34 protein-coding genes are annotated in these 21,876 nt (G+C 42.5%); all 34 read left to right on the top strand.

Annotated features, from left to right (window positions below):
- Nucleotides 1–27: 27 nt before the first annotated feature.
- Entirely contained in the window at nucleotides 28–4,332 is a 4,305-nt protein-coding gene (gene rpoC / locus RIH33_RS07660; RefSeq protein WP_406654547.1) for a DNA-directed RNA polymerase subunit beta', read from the top strand.
- A gap of 3 nt (nucleotides 4,333–4,335) precedes the next feature.
- Nucleotides 4,336–4,671, top strand: a complete 336-nt coding sequence (locus RIH33_RS07655; protein ID WP_406654545.1) for a DUF3467 domain-containing protein — start codon at nucleotides 4,336–4,338, stop codon at nucleotides 4,669–4,671.
- A 97-nt stretch (nucleotides 4,672–4,768) separates the two neighbouring features.
- Nucleotides 4,769–5,149: a 30S ribosomal protein S12 gene (gene rpsL / locus RIH33_RS07650; protein ID WP_159585197.1), complete on the top strand. Its 381-nt coding sequence runs from the start codon at nucleotides 4,769–4,771 to the stop codon at nucleotides 5,147–5,149.
- A gap of 10 nt (nucleotides 5,150–5,159) precedes the next feature.
- A complete protein-coding gene (gene rpsG / locus RIH33_RS07645; RefSeq protein WP_159585196.1) occupies nucleotides 5,160–5,627 on the top strand; it encodes a 30S ribosomal protein S7 in 468 nt (155 codons plus the stop codon).
- Nucleotides 5,628–5,642: 15 nt separating this feature from the next.
- Complete coding sequence (gene fusA, locus RIH33_RS07640; RefSeq protein ID WP_406654544.1) at nucleotides 5,643–7,748, top strand: elongation factor G; 2,106 nt, start codon at nucleotides 5,643–5,645, stop codon at nucleotides 7,746–7,748.
- Between the two features lie 12 nt (nucleotides 7,749–7,760).
- A complete protein-coding gene (gene rpsJ, locus RIH33_RS07635) occupies nucleotides 7,761–8,066 on the top strand; it encodes a 30S ribosomal protein S10 (RefSeq protein WP_159585194.1) in 306 nt (101 codons plus the stop codon).
- Between the two features lie 168 nt (nucleotides 8,067–8,234).
- Complete coding sequence (rplC, locus tag RIH33_RS07630) at nucleotides 8,235–8,867, top strand: 50S ribosomal protein L3 (RefSeq protein WP_406654543.1); 633 nt, start codon at nucleotides 8,235–8,237, stop codon at nucleotides 8,865–8,867.
- 2 nt (nucleotides 8,868–8,869) lie between these two features.
- Complete coding sequence (gene rplD, locus RIH33_RS07625) at nucleotides 8,870–9,496, top strand: 50S ribosomal protein L4 (RefSeq protein WP_406654542.1); 627 nt, start codon at nucleotides 8,870–8,872, stop codon at nucleotides 9,494–9,496.
- Nucleotide 9,497: 1 nt separating this feature from the next.
- Complete coding sequence (rplW, locus tag RIH33_RS07620) at nucleotides 9,498–9,785, top strand: 50S ribosomal protein L23 (RefSeq protein WP_159585191.1); 288 nt, start codon at nucleotides 9,498–9,500, stop codon at nucleotides 9,783–9,785.
- Nucleotides 9,786–9,798: 13 nt separating this feature from the next.
- Nucleotides 9,799–10,620: a 50S ribosomal protein L2 gene (gene rplB / locus RIH33_RS07615; RefSeq protein ID WP_406654541.1), complete on the top strand. Its 822-nt coding sequence runs from the start codon at nucleotides 9,799–9,801 to the stop codon at nucleotides 10,618–10,620.
- Nucleotides 10,620–10,898 (top strand): 30S ribosomal protein S19, encoded by a 279-nt coding sequence (rpsS, locus tag RIH33_RS07610; RefSeq protein WP_159585189.1) that lies wholly within the window; start codon nucleotides 10,620–10,622, stop codon nucleotides 10,896–10,898. The genes rplB and rpsS overlap by 1 nt, the downstream gene beginning before the upstream one ends.
- 119 nt (nucleotides 10,899–11,017) lie before the next feature.
- Nucleotides 11,018–11,377 carry a 50S ribosomal protein L22 gene (gene rplV, locus RIH33_RS07605; RefSeq protein ID WP_406654596.1) on the top strand — a complete coding sequence of 120 codons (360 nt, stop codon included), beginning with the start codon at nucleotides 11,018–11,020 and terminating at the stop codon, nucleotides 11,375–11,377.
- On the top strand, nucleotides 11,378–12,139 hold the full coding sequence (gene rpsC / locus RIH33_RS07600; RefSeq protein ID WP_159585187.1) for a 30S ribosomal protein S3: 762 nt from the start codon (nucleotides 11,378–11,380) through the stop codon (nucleotides 12,137–12,139).
- A gap of 21 nt (nucleotides 12,140–12,160) precedes the next feature.
- The gene (rplP, locus tag RIH33_RS07595) at nucleotides 12,161–12,583 is read left to right on the top strand and encodes a 50S ribosomal protein L16 (protein ID WP_406654539.1); all 423 of its coding nucleotides are present in this window, start codon (nucleotides 12,161–12,163) and stop codon (nucleotides 12,581–12,583) included.
- On the top strand, nucleotides 12,580–12,774 hold the full coding sequence (gene rpmC, locus RIH33_RS07590; RefSeq protein WP_406654538.1) for a 50S ribosomal protein L29: 195 nt from the start codon (nucleotides 12,580–12,582) through the stop codon (nucleotides 12,772–12,774). Before rplP ends, rpmC begins: the two co-directional genes overlap by 4 nt.
- 7 nt (nucleotides 12,775–12,781) lie before the next feature.
- A complete protein-coding gene (gene rpsQ, locus RIH33_RS07585; protein WP_159585184.1) occupies nucleotides 12,782–13,036 on the top strand; it encodes a 30S ribosomal protein S17 in 255 nt (84 codons plus the stop codon).
- 1 nt (nucleotide 13,037) lies between these two features.
- Nucleotides 13,038–13,406, top strand: a complete 369-nt coding sequence (gene rplN, locus RIH33_RS07580; RefSeq protein WP_406654536.1) for a 50S ribosomal protein L14 — start codon at nucleotides 13,038–13,040, stop codon at nucleotides 13,404–13,406.
- Nucleotides 13,406–13,750, top strand: coding sequence for a 50S ribosomal protein L24 (rplX, locus tag RIH33_RS07575; RefSeq protein WP_406654535.1), 345 nt, complete (start codon nucleotides 13,406–13,408; stop codon nucleotides 13,748–13,750). The genes rplN and rplX overlap by 1 nt, the downstream gene beginning before the upstream one ends.
- Nucleotides 13,743–14,297: a 50S ribosomal protein L5 gene (rplE, locus tag RIH33_RS07570; protein ID WP_159585182.1), complete on the top strand. Its 555-nt coding sequence runs from the start codon at nucleotides 13,743–13,745 to the stop codon at nucleotides 14,295–14,297. The genes rplX and rplE overlap by 8 nt, the downstream gene beginning before the upstream one ends.
- Before the next feature lie 5 nt (nucleotides 14,298–14,302).
- Nucleotides 14,303–14,572, top strand: a complete 270-nt coding sequence (gene rpsN / locus RIH33_RS07565) for a 30S ribosomal protein S14 (RefSeq protein WP_159585181.1) — start codon at nucleotides 14,303–14,305, stop codon at nucleotides 14,570–14,572.
- A gap of 85 nt (nucleotides 14,573–14,657) precedes the next feature.
- Complete coding sequence (gene rpsH, locus RIH33_RS07560) at nucleotides 14,658–15,056, top strand: 30S ribosomal protein S8 (protein ID WP_159585180.1); 399 nt, start codon at nucleotides 14,658–14,660, stop codon at nucleotides 15,054–15,056.
- A 14-nt stretch (nucleotides 15,057–15,070) separates the two neighbouring features.
- Nucleotides 15,071–15,622 (top strand): 50S ribosomal protein L6, encoded by a 552-nt coding sequence (gene rplF / locus RIH33_RS07555; RefSeq protein ID WP_406654532.1) that lies wholly within the window; start codon nucleotides 15,071–15,073, stop codon nucleotides 15,620–15,622.
- An 8-nt stretch (nucleotides 15,623–15,630) separates the two neighbouring features.
- Entirely contained in the window at nucleotides 15,631–15,978 is a 348-nt protein-coding gene (gene rplR, locus RIH33_RS07550) for a 50S ribosomal protein L18 (RefSeq protein WP_159585178.1), read from the top strand.
- Nucleotides 15,979–15,986: 8 nt separating this feature from the next.
- Nucleotides 15,987–16,505: a 30S ribosomal protein S5 gene (rpsE, locus tag RIH33_RS07545; protein WP_159585177.1), complete on the top strand. Its 519-nt coding sequence runs from the start codon at nucleotides 15,987–15,989 to the stop codon at nucleotides 16,503–16,505.
- A gap of 4 nt (nucleotides 16,506–16,509) precedes the next feature.
- On the top strand, nucleotides 16,510–16,689 hold the full coding sequence (gene rpmD, locus RIH33_RS07540) for a 50S ribosomal protein L30 (protein WP_159585176.1): 180 nt from the start codon (nucleotides 16,510–16,512) through the stop codon (nucleotides 16,687–16,689).
- A 1-nt stretch (nucleotide 16,690) separates the two neighbouring features.
- Nucleotides 16,691–17,140, top strand: coding sequence for a 50S ribosomal protein L15 (gene rplO / locus RIH33_RS07535; protein WP_406654530.1), 450 nt, complete (start codon nucleotides 16,691–16,693; stop codon nucleotides 17,138–17,140).
- A 3-nt stretch (nucleotides 17,141–17,143) separates the two neighbouring features.
- A complete protein-coding gene (secY, locus tag RIH33_RS07530) occupies nucleotides 17,144–18,466 on the top strand; it encodes a preprotein translocase subunit SecY (protein WP_406654529.1) in 1,323 nt (440 codons plus the stop codon).
- Nucleotides 18,466–18,684, top strand: a complete 219-nt coding sequence (infA, locus tag RIH33_RS07525; RefSeq protein ID WP_159585173.1) for a translation initiation factor IF-1 — start codon at nucleotides 18,466–18,468, stop codon at nucleotides 18,682–18,684. Before secY ends, infA begins: the two co-directional genes overlap by 1 nt.
- Before the next feature lie 5 nt (nucleotides 18,685–18,689).
- Nucleotides 18,690–18,806: a 50S ribosomal protein L36 gene (gene rpmJ, locus RIH33_RS07520; protein WP_009034194.1), complete on the top strand. Its 117-nt coding sequence runs from the start codon at nucleotides 18,690–18,692 to the stop codon at nucleotides 18,804–18,806.
- 3 nt (nucleotides 18,807–18,809) lie between these two features.
- Nucleotides 18,810–19,187 (top strand): 30S ribosomal protein S13, encoded by a 378-nt coding sequence (gene rpsM, locus RIH33_RS07515; RefSeq protein ID WP_406654526.1) that lies wholly within the window; start codon nucleotides 18,810–18,812, stop codon nucleotides 19,185–19,187.
- A 9-nt stretch (nucleotides 19,188–19,196) separates the two neighbouring features.
- The gene (gene rpsK / locus RIH33_RS07510; protein WP_159585171.1) at nucleotides 19,197–19,589 is read left to right on the top strand and encodes a 30S ribosomal protein S11; all 393 of its coding nucleotides are present in this window, start codon (nucleotides 19,197–19,199) and stop codon (nucleotides 19,587–19,589) included.
- Between the two features lie 22 nt (nucleotides 19,590–19,611).
- Nucleotides 19,612–20,214: a 30S ribosomal protein S4 gene (gene rpsD, locus RIH33_RS07505; protein ID WP_159585170.1), complete on the top strand. Its 603-nt coding sequence runs from the start codon at nucleotides 19,612–19,614 to the stop codon at nucleotides 20,212–20,214.
- Nucleotides 20,215–20,241: 27 nt separating this feature from the next.
- Nucleotides 20,242–21,231, top strand: coding sequence for a DNA-directed RNA polymerase subunit alpha (locus RIH33_RS07500; RefSeq protein WP_159585169.1), 990 nt, complete (start codon nucleotides 20,242–20,244; stop codon nucleotides 21,229–21,231).
- Nucleotides 21,231–21,815: a 50S ribosomal protein L17 gene (rplQ, locus tag RIH33_RS07495; protein ID WP_406654525.1), complete on the top strand. Its 585-nt coding sequence runs from the start codon at nucleotides 21,231–21,233 to the stop codon at nucleotides 21,813–21,815. The genes RIH33_RS07500 and rplQ overlap by 1 nt, the downstream gene beginning before the upstream one ends.
- The last annotated feature ends 61 nt before the right edge of the window (nucleotides 21,816–21,876 follow it).

Here is a 21,876-nt window from a genome sequence, read left to right as displayed (position 1 = left end):
GCGGGGCTATACATAGATCATTTAATTATGGCGTTCAGAAAAAATAAAAAACTGTCTAACGATTTTTCTAAAGTTACGATTAGTCTGGCATCTCCAGAGTCGATTTTAGAAAGCTCGCATGGTGAAGTTACTCAGCCTGAAACGATTAACTACAGAACCTACAAGCCTGAAATGGGTGGGTTGTTCTGTGAGCGAATCTTTGGTCCTGTTAAAGACTGGGAATGTCATTGTGGAAAATATAAGCGAATCCGATATAAAGGGATTATTTGCGACCGTTGTGGAGTAGAGGTGACTGAGAAAAAGGTCAGAAGAGAGCGAATGGGTCACATCGAATTGGTAGTGCCTGTTGCGCATATCTGGTACTTTCGTTCGCTTCCCAACAAAATAGGTTACCTCTTGGGGCTTCCTACTAAGAAATTGGATCAGATCATTTACTACGAGCGATATGTAGTCATTCAGTCTGGTATCAAGGAAGAAGATGGTATCAATGAAATGGATTTTCTCACTGAAGAGGAGTATCTGGATATTCTGGATAAACTTCCCCGTGAGAACCAGCTTTTGGATGACGATGATCCACAGAAATTCATCGCCAAAATGGGCGCTGAGGCATTGGAAATGCTGTTGTCAAGAATTGAACTTGATGAGCTTTCTTATCAGCTTCGTCACCAGGCGGCTACGGATACTTCTCAGCAAAGAAAAGCTGAAGCACTTAAGAGATTGAGAGTGGTGGAAGCATTCAGAGATGCCAAAACCAGAATTGAGAATAAGCCCGAATGGATGATCATTAAGATGGTTCCGGTGATACCACCAGAACTACGTCCTTTGGTGCCTCTTGATGGTGGAAGATTTGCTACGTCAGATTTGAACGACCTTTACAGAAGGGTGATCATTCGTAACAATCGTCTGAAGAGATTGATTGATATCAAAGCACCCGAAGTAATCCTTCGAAATGAAAAAAGGATGCTTCAGGAAGCCGTGGATTCACTTTTTGATAACTCAAGAAAGGTGAACGCTGTAAGATCTGATGGAAACAGAGCTTTGAAGTCTTTGAGTGATATGCTCAAAGGAAAGCAAGGTCGATTCCGTCAAAACCTCCTGGGTAAAAGGGTTGACTACTCTGGTCGTTCTGTTATCGTGGTTGGACCTGAGCTCAAAATGCACGAGTGTGGGCTTCCTAAGGACATGGCAGCCGAGCTGTTCAAGCCTTTTGTGATCAGAAAGCTGATCGAGAGGGGTATTGTAAAGACTGTAAAGTCTGCTAAGAAGATTGTAGACAGAAAGGATCCTGTTGTTTGGGACATTCTTGAGAATGTACTGAAAGGACACCCTGTACTTCTTAACCGGGCTCCTACACTTCACAGGTTAGGTATTCAGGCTTTCCAGCCTAAATTAATAGAAGGAAAAGCGATTCAGCTACACCCATTGGTTTGTACAGCATTCAACGCCGATTTTGACGGTGACCAGATGGCTGTTCACGTACCGCTTGGACATGAAGCTGTTCTTGAGGCGTCATTGTTGATGCTTTCATCTCACAATATTCTTAACCCTGCCAACGGAGCGCCTATTGCGGTGCCTTCTCAGGACATGGTTTTAGGACTTTATTATATCACAAAGGGCCGAAGAAGCACTCCTGAAAAGCCAGTAATTGGTGAAGGACTCTCTTTCTACAGTGCAGAAGAAGTGATCATTGCCATCAATGAGGGCAAAGTATCTCAGCATGCTTATGTGAAAGTGAGAACTAAGGTGAGAAATGAGAATGGTGAGCTTGAGACCAAGATTATTGAGACCGTGGCCGGACGAGTCCTGTTCAATTTGCATGTGCCGGAAGAAGTGGGTTTTGTGGATGAACTTCTGACAAAGAAAAAACTACAGAAGATTATATCTACTGTATTCAAAATCACTGGAATGGCCAAAACGGCTCATTTTCTTGATGATATTAAAGAATTGGGATTCCAGACAGCCTATAAAGGAGGTCTTTCTATGGGTCTTGATAACATTCAGATTCCGGCAGAGAAGGAAGCGCTTGTGGCTCAGGCCAAAGAAGAAGTGGAAGCTGTATGGAATAACTACCTGATGGGTCTGATCACAGACAATGAGCGTTACAACCAGGTGATTGACATTTGGACAAGAACGAACACGTTGCTGACCAATACGCTGATGCAGCAGTTGGAAGAAGACGATCAGGGATTCAACTCCATCTACATGATGATGCACTCTGGAGCCCGGGGTTCAAGAGAGCAGATTCGTCAGCTTGGAGGAATGAGAGGGCTGATGGCCAAGCCTCAAAAGAATCTTCAGGGTTCTGTAGGTGAGATCATTGAAAACCCTATTCTTTCTAACTTCAAAGAAGGGCTGGATGTAATAGAGTACTTCATCTCTACACACGGTGCCAGAAAAGGTCTTGCGGATACAGCTTTGAAAACTGCGGATGCCGGTTACCTCACCAGACGATTGGTGGATGTGGCTCAGGACATGGTGGTGAACGAGGAAGACTGTGGTACTTTGAGAGGCTTATCAGTACAGGCACTAAAGGACAACGAGGAGATCGTAGAATCTCTTTTCGAGAGAATTCTTGGAAGGGTTTCCGTACACGATATCTATGATCCAATTACCGAAGAACTCATTGTTGAGTCAGGTACCGAGATCACCGAAGAAGTGGCTGTTAAAATTGATGAAACCAGCATCGAAGAGGTGGAGATCAGGTCCGTATTGACCTGTGAGACTAAGCAGGGAGTTTGTGCGAAATGCTATGGACGTAACCTTGCAAGTGGTCGTATGGCCAACATGGGAGAGTCTGTCGGAGTGATTGCTGCACAGTCGATCGGGGAGCCTGGTACTCAGCTTACATTGAGAACTTTCCACGTAGGAGGTACAGCTTCTAACATTGCCGTGGATGCCAACATTAAAGCCAAATTTGATGGTTTTATCGAATACGATGAGCTACGAACCGTAGATTCTGTAGACGAAGAGGGCAACAAGGTGAAGAAAGTGATGGGCCGATCAGGAGAGATCAAGATTCTTGACAATAAGAAGGAAAGAGTATTGATTACAAACCATGTGCCTTATGGTGCCATCCTTAAAGTAAGTGATGGCGATAAGATTGCCAAAGGCGATGAAATATGTAACTGGGATCCATACAATGCCGTGATCATGGCCGAGTTTGACGGTAAAGCAGAATTTGATTCTATCATTGAAGGAGTTACCTACAAAGAGGAGTCAGATGAGCAGACAGGTCACAGAGAGAAAGTAATTATAGATACTAAAGATAAGACCAAGAACCCGGCTGTTGTTGTGGCGGGTAAGGATGAATCCAAAGGGTATAACATACCAGTAGGCGCTCACCTTGCAGTGGATGTTGGAGATAAGATCAAAGCAGGGCAGGTATTGGCTAAGATTCCTAGAAAGACTGGTAAGTCAAGAGATATTACCGGGGGTCTTCCAAGGGTTACAGAGCTCTTCGAAGCGCGTAATCCATCTAACCCGGCTGTGGTGAGTGAAATTGATGGTGTGGTAACTTATGGAGGTATCAAACGTGGTAACCGTGAGATCTTCATCGAGTCGAAAGATGGAGTGAAGAAGCGATACCTGGTGCCATTGTCTAAGCATATTCTGGTTCAGGATAATGACTTTATCCGTGCCGGTGATGCGCTTTCAGATGGTGCGATTACACCTGCGGATATCTTGTCGATTAGCGGACCTACAGCTGTTCAGGAGTATCTCGTGAATGAAATTCAGGAGGTCTACAGACTTCAGGGTGTGAAGATCAACGATAAGCACATTGAGGTGATCGTGAGGCAGATGATGCAAAAGGTAATTATCATCGATGCGGGTGATACCAGCTTCCTGACCAATCAGTCTGTAGATAGATTTGCCTTCATGGAGGAAAATGATAATATCCTTGATAAAAAGGTGGTAATGGATCCAGGTGATTCCGAAACCTTGAAAGCAGGGATGATCATTACCAGCCGGAAGCTGCGTGATGAGAATTCTAACCTGAAAAGGAGGGACATGAAGATTGTTGAGGTCAGAAGTGCTGAGGCGGCCGTTTCTAAGCCGATCCTTCAGGGAATTACTCAGGCATCACTTGGAACTGAAAGTTTCATCTCTGCAGCATCATTCCAGGAAACAACCAAGGTTCTTAGTGAGGCTTCTATTAGAGGCAAAGCAGATTACCTGAGTGGACTTAAAGAGAATGTGATTGTAGGACATCTGATCCCGGCAGGAACCGGAAACAGAAACTTCCTGAACCACATCGTAACCTCTAACGAGGATTATGAAAACCTGGTAGCAGCTAAAGAACAGTTTGCTAATTCAAAAGAACTGGAATCATAAATAATGGATCCTAAAGAAGATAAAAAAGGGGGCAATAAGCCATCCAATCAAATCAATATTGAACTGTCTGAGGAAACAGCCGAGGGCGTTTATGCAAATTTGGCGATGATAGCTCACTCTAGTAGTGAGTTTGTCATCGATTTTATTCGGCTCATGCCGGGTGTGCCAAAAGCCAAGGTTAAATCGCGAATTGTGATTACTCCTGAGCATGCAAAACGCCTTTTAAAGGCACTGGAGGACAATATCAATAAATTCGAAAGCTCATACGGGGACATCAAGAGTGTGGAAGAGACACCAAAGTTCCCAATGAATTTCGGAGGAACTATGGGAGAGGCATAAAATTCTCTACGATAATTCGCATTTCGATTGTGATATAATACCAACTATTTCTATCTTTGCGTTCCCAAAAAATTTGGATAATAAGAAATAAAGCATAATGCCAACTATTCAGCAATTAGTAAGAAAAGGCAGAAAGAAGTTAACTTCTAAATCAAAGTCTCCTGCTCTGGATTCATGTCCACAGCGACGAGGTGTATGCACAAGAGTGTATACCACCACGCCTAAGAAGCCTAACTCTGCCATGAGAAAAGTAGCCAGAGTTAGACTAACTAACGGAAAAGAAGTGAATGCCTATATCCCTGGCGAGGGTCATAACTTGCAGGAACACTCTATCGTGCTTATACGAGGTGGAAGGGTGAAGGATTTACCTGGTGTGAGGTATCACATCATTCGTGGAGCTTTGGATACTGCCGGAGTGAATGGGCGAACACAAAGAAGATCTAAATACGGAGCTAAAAGGCCTAAGGATAAAAAGTAAAATCTGAGAAATGAGAAAAGCTAAGCCAAAGAAGAGGTACATCCTTCCTGATCCTATTTATCAGGATACCTTGGTGACAAAATTTGTTAATAACCTCATGTTGAGTGGGAAGAAGAGTATAGCCTATTCTATTTTCTACGATGCCATCAAATTGGTTGAGTCTAAGACCAAAGAGAATGGAATTGAGACCTGGAAGACTGCATTGAACAATGTGTGTCCTGGAGTGGAAGTGAAGAGCCGTCGAGTTGGTGGAGCTACTTTTCAGGTGCCGATTGAGGTTCGTCCTGAAAGAAAACTTTCTTTGGGTATCAAATGGATGATCAAATACGCCAGACTTAGAGGGGAGAAAACCATGATGGAGCGTTTGGCAGGTGAAATTATTGCTGCATCGAAAGGTGAGGGTGCTTCTATCAAAAAGAAGGACGATACTCACAGAATGGCCGAAGCAAACAAGGCATTCTCACATTTCAGATTCTAAAAATCAAAATCACTAATGGCTAGAGATTTAAAGTACACTAGAAATATTGGTATTGCTGCACACATTGACGCTGGTAAGACCACTACCACTGAACGAATCCTGTTCTACACGGGGGTAACTCACAAAATAGGTGAGGTTCATGATGGAGCGGCTACTATGGACTGGATGGAGCAGGAGCAAGAGCGAGGAATCACTATCACCTCTGCAGCGACCACTGTATTCTGGAAATATAAGAACGACGATTATCACATCAATATTATAGATACTCCGGGTCACGTGGACTTCACTGTTGAGGTGAACAGGTCCTTGAGGGTATTGGATGGTTTGGTTTTCCTTTTTAGTGCAGTAGATGGTGTGGAGCCTCAGTCTGAAACTAACTGGAGACTTGCTGACAACTATAAAGTAGCGCGAATCGGATTCGTCAATAAGATGGATCGTCAGGGTGCTGATTTTTTGAATGTTTGTAAGCAGGTGAAAGAGATGCTTGGAACCAAAGCGGTTCCGTTGCAACTGCCAATCGGATCTGAGGACAAATTTCAGGGTGTTGTTGATTTGGTTTCGAACACAGGTATGGTTTGGAACGAAGATGACTTTGGAATGACCTGGAGCGAAGTGCCTATTCCTGAGGATATGCTTGAGGAGGTTGCTGAGTATAGACAAGCGCTTCTGGAGGCTGTTGCAGATTACGATGAGACCCTTTTGGAGAAGTATTTCGAAGATCCGGAGTCCATCACTGAAGATGAAATTATTGCTGCACTTCGTGCTGCGACTATTGACCTGGCTTTTGTGCCAATGCTTTGTGGTTCGGCTTTCAAGAACAAGGGCGTACAAACAATGCTCAACTACGTGATGGAATTGCTTCCTTCACCACTTGATAGAGATAATATTACGGGTACTGATCCTGACACTGAAGAAAAGATTTCAAGAAAGCCTTCTGAAAAAGAGCCTTTCTCGGCACTTGCTTTTAAAATCGCTACTGATCCGTTTGTGGGTAGGTTGTGTTTTATCAGGTCTTATTCTGGACTGCTGAATTCGGGATCTTACGTACACAATATGCGTACGGACAAGAAGGAGCGTATTTCGCGAATTTTCCAGATGCATGCCAACAAGCAGAACCAGATTGATGCTTTGCATTGCGGAGATATTGGAGCCGTAGTTGGGTTTAAAGATATTAAGACTGGAGATACCCTTTGTGATGAGAAGCATCAAATCATATTGGAGTCAATGGTATTCCCGGAGCCAGTTATTGGTTATGCTATCGAGCCTAAACAACAGGCGGATGTAGATAAGTTGGGAATGGCGATCTCTAAATTGGTGGAAGAGGATCCTACCTTGCAGGTGGAAACAGATCAGGAGACTGGTCAGACTATTCTGAGAGGAATGGGTGAGCTTCACCTGGATATCATTATCGATAGACTTAAGAGAGAGTTTAAAGTAGAGATCAATCAGGGAGCACCTCAGGTTGCATACAAAGAGTCTGTCAATGCCACTGTGGAGCATAAAGAGGTTTATAAGAAGCAAACTGGTGGTCGTGGTAAATTCGCGGACATTGTGTTCGAACTAGGGCCTGTTGATGAAGACTTCACAGGAGAAGGACTTCAGTTCCAGAACGACATTGTGGGTGGTGTGATTCCAAGAGAATTTATTCCAGCTATTGAAAAAGGCTTTAAGGAAGCTATGAAGAACGGTCCTTTGGCCGGTTTCCCGGTTGATTCCTTGAAAGTGAGACTTTTCCATGGTTCATTCCACGATGTGGATTCTGATGCTTTGTCTTTTGAATTGGCTGCAAGGGCCGGTTTCAGGGCTGCTGCAAGCAAAGCGAAGCCTGCTCTGCTGGAGCCTATAATGGCAGTGGATGCAGTGACACCAGATGAATATACTGGATCTATCACTGGTGACTTGAATAGAAGACGAGGGATGATGAAGGGAATGGATACAAAAGGTACTTCACAAGTGGTGAAGGCAGATGTTCCGCTTTCTGAGCTCTTCGGGTATGTTACTGACCTTAGAACAATGAGTTCGGGTAGGGCCACAGCGTCACTTACCTTTGCTCACTATGCTCAGGTACCTACTGGTATTGCAGATGCAGTTATCAAAAAGACAAAAGGAGAAGCGGTTTAATTAACACAGATCATGAACCAAAAAATTAGAATAAAACTGAAATCGTACGATCACAATTTGGTGGATAAGTCCTCTGAAAAGATAGTGCGCGCTGTAAAGACTACAGGAGCTGTGGTAAGCGGACCTATTCCCTTGCCAACAGTGAAAGAGAAGTTTACTGTTTTGAGATCGCCTCACGTAAACAAGAAGGCTCGTGAGCAGTTTCAGCTTTGCACATACAAAAGACTGGTAGATATTTATTCTAACAGTGCTAAGACCGTAGATGCATTGATGAAGCTTGAGCTTCCCAGTGGAGTAGACGTAGAGATTAAAGTATAGTTACTTTTCTAGCAAAAGAAGAAGAACCAATAGCTGTGGTGTTATTGGTTCTTTTTTTGTCTCAAAAATTGAATTAAATCTTTTGTTCGGATTATGGAATTGCTATCTTTGCAGTCCTTTTTACGAAAAGTTTATCCGGAAACGGTAAAAGAATAAATATTAAGCAAAATGCCTGGAATAATTGGTAGAAAAATCGGGATGACTAGTGTTTACAATGAGGAGGGTAAGAATCTTGCCTGTACGCTCATTGAAGCTGGTCCTTGTGTGGTGACACAAGTAAAAGATAAAGAGTCTGACGGATATCGTGCAGTTCAATTGGCTTATGGTGAGCGTAAGGAAAAAAACACACCTAAAGCATTGAAGGGGCATTTTGCAAAGGCCAAGACGAGTCCTAAGAGTAAGTTGTTTGAATTCAGAGATTTCAGAGCTGAGTTTGAAGACAAGGTAAAGCTTGGAAATACAATAAAGATCGAAGACGTGTTCGTAGAGCAGGACTTTGTGGATGTTGTTGGGACATCTAAAGGTAAGGGCTTTCAGGGCGTTGTTAAGAGACATGGTTTCGGTGGAGTAGGGCAAGCCACTCACGGTCAGCATAACAGACTTAGAGCACCTGGATCTATTGGAGCATGCTCCTTTCCATCAAGAGTGTTCAAGGGCCTTAAAATGGCTGGCAGAACGGGTGGTGACAGGGTGAAGGTAATGAACCTTAAAGTGGTGAAGATTTATCCTGAGAAAAACCTTGTACTTGTCAGTGGGCCAGTACCTGGTGCTAAGAATTCTTATCTAATACTAGAGAAATAAAGATGAAACTGTCAGTTTTCAATATCAAAGGAGAAGATACCGGAAGGGAAGTGACCCTAAGTAAGGATGTGTTTGGTATCGAACCAAATCAGCATGCGGTATACCTTGAGGTGAAGCAATTTTTGGCTAACCAGAGACAAGGTACACACAAGGTAAAGACTAGAAATGAGATCTCCGGATCTACCAGAAAGATAAAGAAGCAGAAGGGTACAGGAACGGCCAGAGCGGGTAGTATTAAATCACCTGTTTTCAGAGGTGGTGGTACTATGTTTGGCCCTGAGCCACGAGACTATAGCTTTAAGCTTAACAAGAAGGTAAAGCATTTGGCTAAAAAGTCAGCTTTCTCTTCTAAGGCAAAAGATAAGCAAATCAAAATATTGGAGGATTTCTCGTTCGAGAATCCCAAGACTCAGGAGTTTGCCGGTATCCTGGCTAACCTGGAGTTGAACAATAAGAAATCATTACTCATACTGAGTGAGGCAAATAAGAACGTTTTCTTGTCATCTCGTAACCTGAAGAATACGAAAGTATCTACAGCCAATGAGATAAGCACTTATGACTTGGTAAATGCTGAGCAGGTAGTGTTGTTGGAAAGTTCAGTAGAAGTAATTCAAAATACATTAAACTGAGATGGGAGTATTAATAAAACCTTTGGTAACTGAGAAGGCTTCAGCCCTCAACGAGCACGGAAAATACGGCTTTGTGGTGGACAAAAAAGCCAACAAGGTTCAAATTAAGAAAGAGGTGGAAAAAACCTACGGTGTGACAGTTGAGAGTGTCAACACCATGGTTCACCCCGGAAAGTCTAAATCCAGGTATTCAAAGTCTGGTGTGATTGAAGGAAAGACACCCTCTCAGAAGAGAGCTATTGTGAAGGTAGCTGATGGTGATATCATTGATTTTTATAGCGGAATATAAAATAAACAGATAGATGGCTGTTAAGAAACTTAGACCCGTTACACCTGGACAGAGATTTAGAGTAGCACCAGTTTTCGATAAGATTACTAAGACTACTCCTGAGAAGTCTCTTCTAACCTCTAAAGGCAAAAAAGGAGGTAGAAACAATCAGGGTCGGATGACGATAAGAAACGTAGGAGGAGGACATAAGCAAAAGCTTAGGACCATTGATTTCAAGAGAGATAAAGAGGGGATTCCTGCTACAGTAAAAGCAATTGAGTACGATCCAGGAAGAACTGCAAGAATTGCCTTGCTTTTCTATGCAGATGGTGAGAAGCGTTACATCATTGCTCCTGCTAACCTGGAAGTAGGAACAGAGATTATCTCTGGACCTGGCGTGCCTCCTGAAGTGGGTAATGCATTGCCACTATCTGATATTCCTTTGGGTACAATTGTGCATAATGTTGAGCTTAAGCCTGGTAAAGGTGGCGCGATTACAAGAAGTGCGGGCACATACGCTCAGTTGGTAGCACGAGAGGGCAAATATGCCACATTGAAACTTCCTTCAGGGGAGATGAGAATGGTGTTGATTACTTGCTACGCTACGATCGGAATTGTTTCTAACAACGATCACATGAACGTTCGATTGGGTAAGGCTGGTAGAAACAGATGGAAAGGTAGAAGACCAAGAGTAAGAGGTGTGGTAATGAACCCTGTTGATCACCCAATGGGTGGTGGTGAAGGTAGATCATCTGGTGGTCACCCGAGATCCAGAAACGGACTCTACACCAAAGGAAAGAAAACAAGAAAGCCGAATAAATATTCTGATAAGCTGATTATAACTAAGAGAAAATAATGGCAAGATCACTAAAAAAAGGACCTTATATAGACTTCAGACTTGAGAAGAAGGTAGACGCCATGAATGAGTCTGGAAAAAAATCAGTCATCAAAACATGGTCTCGGAGATCAATGATCTCGCCGGATTTTGTTGGTCAGACATTCGCAGTACATAATGGTAATAAGTTTATCCCTGTTTTCGTCACTGAAAACATGGTGGGACACAAGCTTGGTGAGTTTGCTCCTACCAGAAACTTTAGAGGCCATATTGCTAAAAAAGATAAAGGTAGAAGATAATAAAGATGGAAACTGCAGAAAAGAAAGTTAAGAAATCAGTCAGGATTCGTCTTCAAAAGGAAGCGATCAAAAAACACAAAGAAGAAAACGCTGGTAAGTTAGGCGCTGTAAAATCTTCTTTGAAGAATGTGCCAACATCACCTCGTAAGATGAGATTGATTGCGGACATGATCAGAGGTCAAAGAGTCAATGTAGCACTCAACCTTTTGAAATTTGACAATAAGCACGCTTCGGGAACAATGGAGAAATTGCTAATGACAGCTATCGCTGATTGGCAGGCCAGTAATGGAGATGTGAATATTGAGGATGCCGAGCTAGTAGTGAAGGAAGTGTTTGTAGATGGAGGCCGGATGCTAAAGAGATTGCGACCAGCTCCTCAGGGACGGGCGCACAGGATTAGAAAGAGATCTAATCACATCACCATTATCGTGAGTGATGTAAATGAGAGTAATCAGTCTGAAGAAAAAGAAACTAAATAAATGGGACAGAAGGTAAATCCAGTTGGATTCAGATTAGGAATCGTTAAAGGATGGGATTCTGCGTGGTTTGGCGGTAAAGATTTTTCCGATAAAATCGTTGAAGACCACAAAATCAGAGAGTACATCAGTGCCCGTATTCCTAAGGGTGGTATTTCTAAAGTCATTATTGAGCGTACGCTTAAAAGAATTACTCTTACTGTACACACTGCCCGTCCGGGCGTTGTGATTGGTAAAGGTGGATCCGAAGTGGACAAGATCAAGGAAGAGCTCAAGAAGCTGACTGGGAAAGACCTTCAGATCAATATTTTTGAAATCAAAAGACCTGAGTTGGATGCCAAGTTGGTGGGTGAGTCAATTGCTCAACAATTACAGGCTCGAATCTCTTACAGAAGAGCAATGAAGCAGGCTATTGCCTCTGCAATGCGAGTAGGAGCTCAGGGGATAAAAGTAAAGGTGTCTGGTCGTCTTGGTGGAGCTGAGATGGCACGTTCTGAGCAGTATAAAGAGGGTAGAATTCCTTTGCATACCCTTAGAGCTGACATTGACTATGCGATCTCTGAAGCAGCTACGGTATACGGTAAAATCGGTATCAAAGTATGGATCTTCAAAGGTGAGGTATTCGGTAAGAGAGACCTTTCTCCAAACGTGGGCCAGGCAAGTACAGGCGGCGGCAATAGTAATGCCCCGGGACAGCCAGGTGGACCAAGAAGAAGAAGAGGTGGAGCCAATGAAGGCCCAAAGAGGAGACGTGATCGCAAATAATCTCATAAACGCTAAGTAGAAATGTTACAGCCAAAGAGAACCAAATTTAGAAAAAAGCAGAAAGGCCGGGTTAAGGGTATTGCTCAGAGAGGTCATAGATTAGCTTTCGGAAATTTCGGAATAAAATCAATGGAAGCCGGATGGATTACTTCCAGACAAATTGAGGCTTCACGTATCGCGGTTACCAGAGCGATGAAGAGAGAAGGTCAGGTTTGGATCAGGATTTTCCCGGACAAGCCGATCACCAAGAAGCCTGCAGAGGTGAGGATGGGTAAAGGTAAAGGAGCACCGGAATATTGGGTAGCTGTAGTTAAGCCTGGCACCATCATATTCGAAGCATCAGGTATATCTACTGAGCTGGCGAAAGAAGCGTTGAGATTGGCGCAGCAGAAGCTTCCGATCAAAACTAAATTTGTTGTAAGAAGAGACTATACTGGAGAATGAAAAATTCAGAACTAAGAGGTTTGAACCTGGATGAGCTTAAGAATAAGCTCGTTGCTGAGAAGGACAATTATGGCAAATTGAAGTTTGCTCACAGCATCACGCCGATCGAGAATCCTATGAAGATCAGAGAAAGCAGAAAGCTGGTGGCAAGGATTCAAACAGAAATAACAGCCAAAGAAATAAGTAAATAACGCATCGATGGAAAGAAATTTGCGAAAAGAGCGTGTCGGACAAGTGGTTAGCAATAAAATGCAGAAGACCATTACCATCAAAGTGGATAGAAAGGTAAAACACCCTATCTACGGTAAGTTTATCCGAAAGACGACAAAATTTTCTGCGCATGATGAGAACAATGATTGCAATATCGGTGATACCGTGCGCATCATGGAAACTCGTCCGCTGAGCAAGAACAAAAGGTGGAGATTAGTAGAAATACTCGAACGAGCTAAGTAAAATGATACAGCAGGAATCAAGGCTAAATGTAGCAGATAACAGTGGTGCAAAGGAAGTACTTTGTATCAGAGTTTTAGGAGGCACGGGGAAGCGTTACGCCTCAGTGGGAGACACTATTGTTGTGACTGTAAAATCAGCAATCTCTTCCAGTAGTTTAAAGAAAGGAACAGTTTCTAAAGCTGTGATCGTTCGAACCAAAAAAGAGGTAAGAAGAAAAGACGGATCTTACATCCGTTTCGAAGATAATGCTGCAGTGCTTCTCACTGCCAACAATGAGCCCAGAGGTACTCGTATCTTCGGCCCGGTGGCAAGAGAGTTGAGAGAGCGTCAGTACATGAGAATTGTGTCATTAGCACCTGAAGTACTTTAATGATGAATAACCACAAAGCAAATAAGTTTCACATCAGAAAAGGCGATACGGTAAAGGTATTGGCTGGAAACGACAAAGATAAAACTGGTAAGGTCCTGGAGGTCATATCAGATAAGTATAGAGCGATTGTTGAAGGTGTCAACATCGTGACCAAGCACAAGAAGCCTTCTGCTACTTCTCCTGAGGGAGGGAGAGAGCAAACTGAGGCCGCTGTGCACATGAGTAACCTGATGGTGGTAGATCCTGCTACCGGAGAGGCTACTCGATCTGGCAGAAAGCTCAACGAGAGTGGAAAATTGCAGAGATATTCTAAAAAAACAGGAGAATTTATCACTAATGGCTAGACCTAGATTAAAAGAAAAGTATATCCAAGAGATTGCACCTGCATTGAAAGAAAAGTTTCAATACAAGTCAGTGATGCAAGTACCTAAGCTTGTTAAGATCTCTGTGAATAAAGGAATTGGAGCCGCTGTTGCTGATAAAAAGTTAGTGGATGTTGGGGTTGAAGAACTTACTACCATCACTGGACAGAAGGCGGTACCTACTGTTGCTAAACTTTCTATCTCGAACTTTAAGTTGAGAGAAGGTATGCCTATCGGAGCTCGTGTTACCTTGAGAGGGGATAAAATGTATGAGTTTCTTGACAGGCTCATGACAGTGGCCTTGCCACGTGTACGTGACTTCAAAGGGATAAAGCAAAAGGGATTCGATGGCCACGGTAACTATAGCCTTGGTATTGAAGAGCAAATCATCTTCCCTGAGATCAGTATTGATAAGATTAACAGAATCACCGGTATGGACATCACGTTTGTGACTACCGCGGAAACTGATGAAGAAAGTTTAGCACTACTCAAAGCATTCGGAATGCCGTTTGTAGCGGGTAAAAAATAAAAGACATGGCTAAAGAATCGATAAAAGCAAGAGAAAGAAAAAGAGAGAAGTTAGTAGCTCGATATGCGAATAAGCGTGCAGCTTTGAAAGAAGCTGGTGATTATGAAGCATTGGACAAACTTCCAAGAAACTCATCTAAAGTAAGATTGCACAACAGATGTAAGCTTACCGGAAGACCTAAAGGTTACATGAGGAAGTTTGGTATTTCCAGGGTTACATTCAGAGAAATGGCCAACGATGGCAAGATTCCTGGAGTGACAAAAGCTAGCTGGTAATCTTTATTTCGTCTTAGCTTAGATTTTTAAAAATATTCATTTAATTTTGCACCCCGTTTTCGGGGTATTTAATTGTATAAAGATAATGGTAACAGATCCGATTGCAGATTACTTAACAAGGATCAGAAATGCGATAAAAGCAAACCATCGCATTTTAGTGATACCTGCTTCTAATTTGAAGAAGGAAGTAACAAAGGTTTTGCACGAGAAAGGGTTCATCCAGAACTATAAGTTTGAGGATGATGATAAGCAAGGGATCATCAAGATCGCTTTGAAATACAACCCTCAGACTAAACAGTCTGCAATTACTAGCCTGGAAAGGATAAGTAAGCCTGGCTTGCGAAAATATGCTGATGCAGAGAACCTTCCACGAGTGTTAAATGGCCTGGGAATAGCCATTTTATCTACTTCAAAAGGTGTGCTTTCAGATAAAGAAGCCAGAAAAGAGCATGTCGGAGGCGAAGTGCTGTGTTACGTATATTAAAAAATTGATTTAAAATGTCAAGGATAGGCAAAGCACCCATTTCAATACCTGCAGGAATCAGCATTACCGTGGACAAAACCGTGGTAACCGTGAAAGGTCCTAAAGGAGAATTGAAGCAAGAAATTCACCCGGATATGAAGGTGAATATTGAAGGAGATACATTAACTGTAGAAAGACCTACTGAGCAGAAGCGTCACAAGGCTATGCACGGACTATACAGATCACTAATCAACAACATGGTGGTGGGTGTGTCTTCAGGTTATAAAAGAGAGTTGGAGCTTGTGGGTGTTGGGTATAAAGCCGCAGTACAAGATAATATTCTTGAATTGAACCTGGGTTATTCACACAATATCTTCCTTGCCGTACCAGGAGAAATCAATGTAGGCGCTGAAACAGCAAAGGGTCAAAACCCAAAGGTTACAGTGGAAGGCATCGATAAGCAATTGGTAGGTCAGGTGGCTGCTAAGATCAAATCCTTGAGAAAGGTAGAGCCTTACAAAGGAAAAGGTATCAGGTTTGTTGGTGAAATAGTAAGAAGAAAAGCTGGTAAAACCGCTTCTAAATAAGAAATAAGATGGCCGTAACTAAACTAGAGAGAAGAAAGAGAATTAAGCTCGGTATCCGTAGAAAAATCAGCGGTACTGGCACCAGACCAAGGGTGTCTGTCTTCAGAAGCAACAAGGCTATTTATGGTCAGATCATTGACGATGTGAAAGGGGTTACTTTAGCCTATGCATCATCTTTAGAACTGGGCAAAGAGCAGATTAACGTAGAGGTATCCAAGGAGGTTGGAAAGAAACTCGCTGAGAAGGCAAGTGCTGCCGGTATTCAGAGTGTAATCTTCGACAGAAACGGTTACCCATACCATGGTAAAGTGAAGGCATTTGCCGAAGGAGCACGTGAAGGTGGGCTTAAATTTTAAATAAGATTATGTCACAAAGTAATATAAAAGCAGTAAAAGCCAGCGAAATCGACCTTAAAGAAAAGGTGGTTGCTATCAAGCGAGTAGCTAAGGTTGTAAAGGGTGGTCGAAGATTCAGCTTTTCAGCAATCGTAGTAGTGGGTGATGGAAGTGGTGTAGTTGGATACGGTCTTGGTAAAGCAAACGAGGTAACTGACGCCATTACAAAAGGAGTGGATGACGCAAAGAAGAATCTCGTAAGGGTTCCTTTGTTCAAAACTACAGTACCTCACGAAGCTATTGGTAAATTCGGTGGCGGTTTGGTATTACTTAAGCCTGCAGCTCCTGGTACAGGAGTAATTGCTGGTGGTGCGATGCGTGCGGTTTTGGAGAGTGCTGGGATTCACGATGTTTTGGCTAAGTCCAAAGGATCTTCTAACCCACACAACGTGGTAAAGGCTACTTTTGATGCCTTGAACAGGATGAGAGATCCTTATGCAGTTGCAAAACAAAGAGGAGTTACGTTAGATAAAGTCTTTAACGGTTAAGAAAATGGCTAAAGTAATAATTACACAGACCAGAAGTATTGTGAAGCGTCCACAACGTCAGAAGAGGACTATTCAGGCTTTAGGTTTAGGCAAGATCAACAGAAGTGTGGAGAAGGAATTGACGCCACAGATTTCTGGTATGATAAATAAGGTTCAGCATTTAATCGAAGTAAAAGAGCTTTAAGATGAAATTAGAATCACTTAAGCCTGCTAGTGGGGCTACTAAGAATAGAAAGAAGATTGCAAGGGGCCAGGGTTCTGGAAAAGGTGGCACCGCTACAAGAGGTCACAAAGGAGCTCAGTCACGTTCTGGTTATTCTCGAAAAATTGGTTTTGAAGGTGGTCAGATGCCGCTTCAGAGACGAGTGCCTAAATTTGGCTTTAAGAATAACAACAAGATTGTGATGAAACCTCTCAATCTGGATGATTTGCAGGCACTTAGTGAAGCAAAGAAATTGACAGAAATCACTCCTGAAATTTTGAGGGAGAATGGTTTGGCTCAAAAGAGCGACAGAATTAAAGTGTTGGGAAGAGGCGAGTTGAAAGCTAAATTGACGGTTAAGGCCCATAAGTTTTCCAAGACAGCTCAAGAGGCTATTGAGAAAGCTGGTGGTACTGCATCTGTAGAAAAATAATAGATGAAGAAGTTTATACAGACGATAAAGAACATTTTTTCCATTGAGGAGCTGCGGATTAGAATTCTGAATACTATCGGATTCTTGATTATTTTCCGATTGGGATCTTTCGTGGTTCTTCCTGGTGTGGACCCTGCTCAACTTACGGGTGATGCAGGTGGTATTTTTGGACTCTTAAACACCTTCCTTGGGGGAGCTTTCAGTAGAGCTTCAGTTTTTGGATTAGGTATTATGCCATACATTTCTGCTTCCATTGTGTTGCAGTTAATGACTGTGGCTGTTCCTTATTTCCAGAAGCTTCAGAAAGAAGGGGACAGTGGTCGTAAGAAGATCAGCCAAATTACCAGAGTTCTTACCATATTTATCTGTCTGGCACAATCTATTGGATATTTAACAGCGACTATTCCATCAGAGGCTATTGTTTTGGAAAATCAGTTTCTGTTTCAAATTTCATCCATGGTGATTCTTACAGCTGGTACCATATTTTGTATGTGGTTGGGTGAAAAGATCACTGATAAGGGTATCGGTAATGGTATATCCATGCTGATCATGATTGGTATTATTTCTAGGCTTCCTGCATCTCTCTGGTATGAGGTGGTTGAGGTAAAAGGATTACCAGGTGCACTGCTTTCTATCTTAGAACTTGTTGCGCTATTCCTGGTAGTGATGGCTACTGTGGCTCTGGTACAAGCAACCAGAAGGATTCCAGTTCAGTATGCTAAGCAGGTGGTCGGAAATAAGGTGTACGGCGGTCAGCGTCAGTATATCCCTCTAAAGGTAAACTCATCAGGAGTTATGCCGATCATTTTCGCTCAGTCGCTGATGTTTTTGCCAGCACTTTTAGCGGGCATCTGGAGCCAGGATAGCGACATAGCACAGTACATAGGTACTACTTTCTCAGACATTCAATCGTGGCAGTACAATTTACTGTTTGCCACGTTGATCATATTGTTTACATTCTTTTATACTGCTATCACGATTAATCCAAATCAGATAGCGGATGATATGAAGAGGAACGGAGGATTCATACCGGGTATTAAGCCGGGTAAACAGACTTCTGACTTCATTGACAATGTATTAACACGTATTACTTTACCAGGTTCTGTATTCCTGGCAGTGATCGCCATTCTTCCTGCGTTTGCAATGATGGCTGGTGTGAGCACTACTTTTGCTCAGTTTTATGGAGGTACTTCTTTGTTGATCATGGTAGGGGTTATCCTTGATACCTTGCAGCAAATAGAAAGCTACCTTTTGATGAGACATTACGAAGGAATGATGAAATCAGGTAGAGTGAAGGGACGAACTCAAAATACGGCAGTAGCATAATGGCAAAGCAGTCATCCATAGAACAGGACGGTACTATTGTTGAGGCATTATCAAATGCAATGTTTAGAGTAGAGCTTGAGAATGGCCATCAGTTGATTGCACATATTTCAGGTAAGATGAGAATGAACTATATCAAGATTTTGCCTGGAGATAAGGTAAAGCTTGAGATGTCACCATACGATTTGACTAAAGGAAGAATAGTATATCGCTATAAATAGAAATTATGAAAGTTAAAGCATCCATAAAGAAGCGTAGCGTTGATTGCAAAGTGATCCGAAGAAAAGGAAAGCTTTACGTAATCAATAAGAAGAACCCTAAGTTTAAACAAAGACAAGGATAAGAAATGGCTAGAATTGCAGGAGTTGATATACCCGACAATAAAAGAGGTGAGATAGCTCTTACCTATATTTTTGGAATCGGAAAGAGTTCGGCACAAGGTATTTTGGCCGAGGCTGGTGTAGATCCAAACAAGAAAGTTCAGGAATGGAACGATGATGAGTCAGGTGCCATCAGAACGATCATTGCTGAAAATTTCAAAGTGGAGGGTGTATTGAAGTCAGAAGTGCAGCTTAACATTAAGCGCTTGTTGGATATTGGATGCTACCGTGGACTTAGGCATAGAAAAGGTCTTCCTGTAAGGGGTCAAAAGACTAAGAACAATGCCCGTACAAGAAAAGGAAAACGTAAAACTGTAGCTAACAAGAAGAAGGCTGTTAAGTAATCAATAGACATGGCTCAGAAAAGAAAAGATAAGGCAAAAAAGAGAGTAGTAGCTGTAGATGCATTGGGTCAGGCCCACATCCAGGCTACATTTAACAACATCATTATCTCTTTGACCAACGGTCAGGGACAGGTGATCTCTTGGGCTTCGGCCGGTAAAATGGGTTTCAAAGGTTCTAAGAAGAACACTCCATATGCAGCGCAGGTTGCAGCCCAGGATTGTTCGGCTAAAGCTTACGAGCAGGGACTTAGGAAGGTAGAGGTCTTTGTAAAAGGACCAGGTGCAGGTAGAGAGTCCGCAATCAGAACCATCCAGAACAGTGGTATTGAAGTGACAATCATTAAGGATGTTACGCCGATGCCTCACAACGGATGTCGTCCACCGAAAAGAAGAAGAGTTTAATAGCTAAAAATACTGGGATAAAATGGCAAGATATACAGGGCCTAAAACAAAAATATCTAGGAAGTTCGGAGAACCTATCTTCGGAGCCAGCAAGGCTTTGCAGAAGAAGAACTATCCTCCTGGACAGCACGGTAGAGGAAGAAGAAGGAAGCAGTCAGAATATGCAATTCAGCTTGCTGAAAAGCAGAAGGCAAAATACACCTACGGAGTGTTGGAGAAGCAATTCTCTAATATTTTCGAAAAAGCTTCACGTAAAAGTGGAATTACTGGTGAAATCCTTTTGCAACTCCTTGAGGCGCGTTTGGATAACACAGTATTCAGATTGGGTATTGCTCCTACAAGAAGAGCAGCTCGTCAGCTAGTAGGTCACAAGCATATTACCGTCAATGGTGATATCGTAAACATTCCTTCATTCACACTGAAAGAAGGAGATCTTATCGGAGTAAGAGAGAAGTCAAAATCACTGGAAGCCATTTCTGATAGTCTTTCTGGCAATGCCAAAAGATACTCTTGGCTGGAGTGGGATGCCTCTGGCATGGTAGGGAAGTTTTTGAATTCTCCAACCAGAGAAGAGATACCAGAGAACATCAAGGAGCAGTTGATCGTTGAATTGTACTCTAAGTAAGATTTTTCAATAAATAAAGAAAAGAATATGTCAATTCTAGCATTTCAAATGCCGGAGAAAGTGGTGATGGAGAAGGCCGATGATTTTCACGGCTTGTTCACCTTCAAACCTCTCGAAAAGGGCTACGGCGTTACTGTAGGTAATGCCTTGAGAAGAATACTTCTCTCATCTTTGGAGGGTTACGCGATCACCGCCATTAAGATACCTGGAGTTTTGCATGAGTTTTCAACTATCGAAGGGGTAGTAGAAGATGTAAGCGAAATCATCCTGAATCTTAAAATGGTAAGATTTAAGAAAATCTCAGATGTAGCTGATACTACAATCACTGTATCTGTTTCTAACACAAGACAGTTCACGGCCGGAGACATTGCTAAGGGTACCACGTCATTCGAAATCCTTAACCCGGATTTGGTGATTTGCAACCTTGACGAAAAAGCTCAGTTTGAAATTGAAATCAGCGTAGAGAAGGGTAGAGGCTATGTGGCTGCTGATGATAACAAACCTGCTGATCAGAACTTCGGATACATTGCGATCGATTCTATCTTTACACCAATTAAGAATGTAAAGTATAGTGTTGAGAACACAAGGGTAGAGCAAAAGACTGACTATGAGCAGTTGATTCTGGATATAGAAACTGATGGTTCTATACATCCTGAAAATGCGCTGAAAGGAGCCGCTAATATCCTTATTAAGCACTTCATGTTATTCTCAGATCAGAACATGATCTTGGAGTCGCAGGAGCAAGGAGAGCCTGAGCAGGTAGATGAAGAGCTTCTGCATATGAGAAAGTTGTTGAAGACTTCACTTAATGATCTGGATCTGTCTGTGAGAGCATACAACTGCTTGAAGGCTGCGGATGTACGAACTTTGGGAGATTTGGTGAACCTTGAAATATCTGATATGATGAAGTTCAGGAATTTTGGTAAGAAATCCCTGGCAGAACTTGAGCAGCTTGTGGCTGACAAAGGACTAACTTTTGGTATGGATCTTTCGAAATATAAATTGGAAGAAGAATAATGAGACACGGTAAGAAATTTAATCATCTTGGAAGAACAGCATCTCACAGAAAGGCGATGTTGTCGAATATGGCTTCTTCCTTGATTCTACATAAGAGAATCAACACCACTGTAGCAAAAGCGAAAGCTTTGAGAAAGTATGTGGAGCCTTTGATCACAAAAGCAAAGACTGATACCACACACTCTAGAAGAATTGCTTTTTCATATCTGCAGGATAAGGTATCCGTACAGGAGCTTTTCGGCCCTATCGCTGAGAAGATTTCTTCAAGACCAGGCGGATATACCAGAATCATCAAGACCGGTATCAGACTGGGTGACAATGCAGAGATGTGTATGATGGAACTGGTAGACTTCAATGAGTTGTTGCTTCAGGATTCTGATGCAGCTAAAGCGAAGACCAGAAGATCAAGAAGAGGTGGCAAGAAAGCTGAATCTACAACTGCAACTGCGGTAGAAGATGCAGTGGTAGTAGAAGAGCCGGCAGCTGAAGCTGAGGTAACGGAAGAACCAGCTGCAGAAGCGGCTCCAGAAGAGCCTACCAGCGAGGCTTCGGATGACACTGATGAAAAAGAGAAAAGTGAATAACTTGAGTTAAGAGATATAAAAGGGATTGGGTGTTGACCTAATCCCTTTTTTTATGTCTGAT

The organism is Marinoscillum sp., from assembly GCF_040222955.1.
Taxonomy (GTDB): Bacteria; Bacteroidota; Bacteroidia; order Cytophagales; family Cyclobacteriaceae; genus Marinoscillum.
This window is presented reverse-complemented; position numbering and strand designations above follow the sequence as displayed.